The sequence below is a fragment of the Oceaniferula marina genome, assembly GCF_013391475.1.
GTDB classification, from domain to species: Bacteria; Verrucomicrobiota; Verrucomicrobiia; order Verrucomicrobiales; family Akkermansiaceae; genus Oceaniferula; species Oceaniferula marina.
In genome coordinates this window covers 1-3,310 of sequence record NZ_JACBAZ010000042.1, presented here as the reverse complement: position 1 = coordinate 3,310, position 3,310 = coordinate 1, and the positions used below count along the sequence as shown (strand labels likewise).

4 protein-coding genes are annotated in these 3,310 nt (G+C 43.5%); all 4 read right to left on the bottom strand.

Going from position 1 to position 3,310, the window contains the following annotated elements:
* Window positions 1-226: 226 nt before the first annotated feature.
* The 4 genes from HW115_RS19445 to HW115_RS19430 all read right to left on the bottom strand — a co-directional run bounded on the left by HW115_RS19445 (window position 227) and on the right by HW115_RS19430 (window position 3,251).
* Window positions 227-610, bottom strand: coding sequence for a hypothetical protein (locus tag HW115_RS19445; protein ID WP_178935311.1), 384 nt, complete (start codon window positions 608-610; stop codon window positions 227-229).
* Window positions 611-1,425: 815 nt separating this feature from the next.
* Window positions 1,426-1,896: a hypothetical protein gene (locus HW115_RS19440; protein ID WP_178935309.1), complete on the bottom strand. Its 471-nt coding sequence runs from the start codon at window positions 1,894-1,896 to the stop codon at window positions 1,426-1,428.
* 828 nt (window positions 1,897-2,724) lie between these two features.
* Complete coding sequence (locus HW115_RS19435; protein ID WP_178935307.1) at window positions 2,725-3,027, bottom strand: type II toxin-antitoxin system RelE/ParE family toxin; 303 nt, start codon at window positions 3,025-3,027, stop codon at window positions 2,725-2,727.
* On the bottom strand, window positions 3,024-3,251 hold the full coding sequence (locus HW115_RS19430) for an addiction module protein (protein WP_178935304.1): 228 nt from the start codon (window positions 3,249-3,251) through the stop codon (window positions 3,024-3,026). Before HW115_RS19430 ends, HW115_RS19435 begins: the two co-directional genes overlap by 4 nt.
* Between the last annotated feature and the right edge of the window lie 59 nt (window positions 3,252-3,310).

Here is a 3,310-nt window from a genome sequence, read left to right as displayed (position 1 = left end):
GCCCAATATGCTGCAATTCATATCTCGCAACATTGGAGACTGGCGCTGATGGCTTTTTATGCTTCGAGCAAGAGCTGAATAACACGACGAAGATGCAAAGGATTTTGAGTAAGTTTGTCATGTATTTTTTGCCCAACGTATAGCTCACCTACCCCGATAAAAGGGCTGATAAACGGTTAAATGTTTCAATTCTGATAAACAGTAGCAAAACCAAACTGGGTAGCTACTAGGGGTTAGGTGCAGCGCCTTGTTCGGCTTGTTTAATTACAATGGGAAAATCAATAGTCTGCTCTTCCCCTCTAGAATGTACACTATGCATCGCCATGCAAACAGCATCTTCAAATCGCCGCATAAATGGTCTCATGACACTATGTCGTCCTTTATCCCACAAACTTTTGAGAAATAGATCGTAACCATCATCTTCATCATAAGCTTCTGGGCATGGCTTATTCACGCTGTCACCGGCCATCACCCACTTGAAACAATAATCTATTCCATCCAGAGAGATATAAACTTCATAGCATCCCAGCAAACGGCCTCCCCATTGCTCAATATCATACCTTGATGTTGAGCGAGAACGAACATCATTGATAGTGAGATATATGTTCATTTTTTGCCGAACGTAAAGAACACCCGCAGATAGTGGGCGGATACTTTACTGTGTGTGAGTGGTTTAAGTCACCAGAAAAATCTGGCTGATCAGCTACTATCTGTCGGGTGCTTCGACTTGTTCGGCTTGTTTTGTTTTTTCAGAGGATTTGCCGATTCGGAACCCATCTGTCTGGGCTATACGAATCACCGTTGTCAGATCAAACAAACCTAAACTCGGATCTATTTTTGCCGAACGTAAAGCACACCGGCAGCGATCAGGCACCAATATGCGAATTAAAGATACAATGACGTAAAAGGATTACCTGTCGCAAACTCGACAGCTACTAGCTGTCGGGTGCTGCGACTTGTTCGATCAATTTATTATTAAGGAATATCGCGAAACTCTTCGGTATGGTAGTCAAAGTACCCCCTAATTGGATATCTCATGGACTCCACTTTTTCATCTGAGTGCCATAGTATTCGATCCAAATATAGCAATGGAAAATACACTATACCAACGACGCTATACCCCCTATTCATGAGGCAATCATAATCACCAGGAAGAAACCAATAATAGCCATACTTCGGCACAAGAGCATTCGAACCATCTTTGAGGACTATAAGGCCTCGTGCTGTAGCTGCATAATGACCATTCAAAGTAAGTATGAGATAGCTAAAGAAATACAAAACGATGACTCCCCAAGTCACACGTTTCAATGTTGTCTTCTTCATTTTATATCGAACGTAAAGCTCACCCGCCACGATGAAATGGCAGATGAACGGATTAATAGATTTCCTTTTGAGGAACAGAAACAAAACCTGACCAGTCAGCTACTAGTGGTCGGGTGCAGCGACTTGTTCGCTCACTTTGTTTATAGGCAATACCGCTCTTTCAGCTTGTCTGCGTATTGAAAGGAAAACAACTTCAAGAAACTCCTTCATTTGCTTTTCAGAAAAGCTCCTAAAATCGTCAATTTTGCGGTCTGACACATATAAGTCAGATCCCAATAAGTTGGGGGTGATAGACATGACAATCTTACCTTCATTATAGAAAACAAATGAAAACAGCTGTAATAGGCAATCATTATTACCGTTATCGAAGTCCTGATCGGAATGAAATAGCGTATCTACTTTCTTGTGCCACCTTGAGTTAACCTTGAGAGATTCCAACACTATTGGGGACGGCTTTCCTTCAGCTGTAAAAAAATCATGATGAGAAACTACTTTTGACGAATTCTTAAGCCTGACCAAATATAATTCATCATATTTGACACCAAGAGCCTCCCCGGCAATGCTAGGAAGCATAGTAACCAATAGTAGTAATGTAATTAGTGAGGTTCTCATTTTTTTAGCGAACGTAAAGCACACCGGCAGCGATCATGCGCTGATATGCGAATTATAGATACAATGTCGTAAAAAGGTTACCTGTCGCAAACTCGACAGCTACTAGCTGTCGGGTGCTGCGACTTGTTCTGCCGATTAGTTTCCCCCGCTTTTCTGGTTCCTTTCAAGTGCGACTCGGAATCAACCTTTCTTGCTCACAACTTATGGAACGTGACACCCGAATTCGTGTGCCTTGCGGAGAAAACCAATGATTCCACTGAGCGAACAAACTTATGGTTTCATCCTTCGAGCCGATTCGGAATAATCAACCTTTCTGGAAGTGCTGAGTTTTTTTTGCAGAACGTAAAGCACACCGGCAGCGATCATGCGCTGATATGCGAATTATAGATACAATGTCGTAAAAAGGTTACCTGTCGCAAACTCGACAGCTACTAGCTGTCGGGTGCTGCGACTTGTTCTGCCGATTAGTTTCCCCCGCTTTTCTGGTTGCTTTCAAGAGCGACTCGGAATCAACCTTTCTTGCTCACAGTTCATGAAACGTGACACCCGAATTCGTGTGCCTTACAAGGAAAGCCGATGAATAACCTGAGTAATCAAACTTATGGTTTCATCCTTCGAGCCGATTCAGAATTATCAACCTTTCTGGAAGTGCTGAGTTTTTTTGCAGAACGTAAAGCACACCGGCAGCGATCAGGCGTCGATATGCGAATTATAGATACAATGTCGTAAAAAGGTTACCAGTCGCAAACTCGACAGCTACTAGCTGTCGGGTGCTGCGACTTGTTGGGCCTATTTTGTTTTCATTCGACTTTGCCAATAACCTGGTTTGCGCCGACTGGCAGCAATGGCTACAACCACGATCTTACAATCACGAATTACGTAAGCTACATAATACGGGAAAACTGGACAATTAACCCTTCGATATCCTGATTCGCGCTCACGCCACAAATAGGGAGCTGAGGCAATTGTACCGAGCATAGACGCGACTTCGTCTCTCAGACGCTTGCCAAGCCCGAGCTCTTTGCTTTCGTAATAATCTACGGCATCAAATAGGTCACCCTTTGCTTCGGGTGTCAAATCAACAGTCATCATGCCAATCGCTGGTCTAATTCACGAAAAACCTCGGATGCTGGTATCGTCTGAGTCACCCCTTTATCAAGTCGTTCGATACGCCGAGCAATCTCATCATCCCAGAGGTCTTGAATATCGCTAGCTCTTGAGGGCTCCGACACTTTAAGGACACGATTAAGTAACGCAACCCGCTGATCTTCAGGTAGCTGCATAACTTCACGTTCTAATTCAACAATCGTGCTCATGTTCTGATTATAGCGCCAAATCGCTCATTCACCAGCCATTTTATTGCCCAACGTAAAGC